Source organism: Microbispora sp. NPDC049633 (genome assembly GCF_040675265.1).
Taxonomy (GTDB): domain Bacteria; phylum Actinomycetota; class Actinomycetes; order Streptosporangiales; family Streptosporangiaceae; genus Microbispora; species Microbispora maris.
Genome location: NZ_JBFAOO010000401.1, coordinates 1 through 1,866 on the forward strand (window position 1 = coordinate 1; position 1,866 = coordinate 1,866).

Genomic DNA, 1,866 nt, shown 5'->3' on the forward strand with positions numbered 1-1,866 from the left:
GAGGAACAGGTCGCCGCCGCCCGCGCCGAGGGCGCCACCGACCTGGAAATCCACGACACCGTCCTCATCGCCGCCGCCTTCTGCATGTTCAACCGTTACGTCGACGGCCTCGGCACGGTCGCTCCCGAGGACCCGGCGGCGTACGCCGCGATGGCGGAGAAGATCATCGCGACCGGCTACACCGACGGCGCCGCGGAGTCCCGGAACTGATGGCGGACACAGGCCCGGCCGGACGGGCGCACCGTTACCTGATCGTCGGCGCGGGCCCCGGGGGCCTGCAACTCGCCTATTTCCTGCACCGCGCGGGCGCCGACTACCTCGTGCTGGAGCGCGAGGCGGCGCCCGCGGCCTTCTTCCGGCGCTACCCCCGCCACCGCCGGCTGATCTCGCTCAACAAGGTGCACATCAGCGAGAAGGACCCCGAGATCGCGCTGCGCTGGGACTGGAACTCCCTGCTCAACGACTCCCCGGACCTGCAGTTCCCCCGCTACTCGCAGGAGTACTTCCCGCACGCCGACGACCTCGTGCGCTATCTCGCCGACTTCCAGCGCGAGCACGGCCTCAACGTGCGCTTCTCCACACCGGTGGAACGGATCGAGAAGGCCGGCGGGCTGTTCGCCGTGCACACGGCCGGCGAGGTGCTCCACGCCGAGTGCGTCATCGTCGCGGCCGGCTGGGGCGGGCCGTACGTGCCGGACATCCCCGGCATCGAGCTGGCCCGGGGCTATGAGGACATGCCGGTCCAGGGGGAGGAGTTCACCGACCAGCGAGTGTTGATCATCGGCAAGGGCAACTCGGCGTTCGAGACCGCCCAGGCCATGCTCGGTCACGCCGCCGTGATCCACCTCGCCAGTCCCAGCCCCGTACGGCTCGCCTGGACGAGCAAGCACCCGGGCCACGTGCGCGGCCAGTACGGCGCGCTGCTGGACAGCTACTGGTTCAAGACCCTGCACGGCGTGCTGGAGTGCCGGGTCGACCGGCTGTGGCGCGAGGGCGAGCGGTTCAAGGCGGCGATCACCTACACGCTGGCCGAGGACGAGAGCACGGTGCTCGAATACGACACCGTCCTGCGCTGCACCGGCTTCACCATGGACCGCTCGATCTTCGGAGAGTCCTGCCTGCCCGACCTCGCGCCGAACGGGCGGATGCCGGCCGTCCGGCCCGACTTCCAGTCGGCGAACGTCGACGGGCTCTACTTCGCCGGCACGCTCATGCAGGCGCGCGACTTCAAACGCGCCTCGTCGGCGTTCATCGACGGATTCCGTTACAACCTGCGCACGCTCGCGGCCCTGCTGGCAGAGCGGTACGAGGGCGCGGAGCTGGAGCACCGGACGCTGCCGGTGGACGCCGGCCAGCTCACCTCGGCGATGCTGGAGCGGGCCAACTACAGCTCGGCGCTGTGGACCCAGTTCGAGTACCTGTGCGACGTCTACGTCGTGGCGGACGGCCGGGTCACGCACTACGCCGACCTGCCCGAGGACTACGCCGTCGAGCGCTTCGGGGACGCTCCGCTCGCCTTCACCGTCACCCTGCGCTGGGGTCCCAGGGACGCCCACGCCGACGTGTTCGCGATCAAGCGGCATCCGGTGCCCGAGCGGGCGCACGAGAGCGCCTTCCTGCACCCGGTCGTACGGGCATGGCGAGGAGGCGAGCAGGTCGCCGAGCGCCACCTGCTGGAGGACCTCCTGGCCCAGTGGCGCGACCCCGTCCGCCACGTGGAACCGCTGCGCGCGTTCCTGGCATCGCTGCTTCCCGGCGCCTAGGCGCCTGCGTCAGGCCAGCAGCTGCGCGACGAGGTGGTCCACCACGTCCTCGGCGCGGCCCCGCCGGGCGTGGGCGGCCCACTGCCGGGCCGCCCCGGTGCCG

At 71.2% G+C, this 1,866-nt stretch carries 1 protein-coding gene and 1 pseudogene; both read left to right on the forward strand.

Annotation, left to right across the window (positions count from 1 at the left end; all coding sequences use genetic code 11):
- Positions 1-210: pseudogene (locus AB0J39_RS39375) on the forward strand (carboxymuconolactone decarboxylase family protein); the annotation flags it as partial.
- Positions 210-1,763: an NAD(P)-binding domain-containing protein gene (locus AB0J39_RS39380; RefSeq protein ID WP_363474296.1), complete on the forward strand. Its 1,554-nt coding sequence runs from the start codon at positions 210-212 to the stop codon at positions 1,761-1,763. The pseudogene AB0J39_RS39375 and the gene AB0J39_RS39380, both read left to right, overlap by 1 nt.
- Positions 1,764-1,866 lie beyond the last annotated feature (103 nt).

Bases quoted from the DNA above. Each gene is read 5' to 3' on its own strand.
- AB0J39_RS39380 (WP_363474296.1), top strand. From the start codon at position 210: ATGGCGGACACAGGCCCGGCCGGACGGGCGCACCGTTACCTGATCGTC.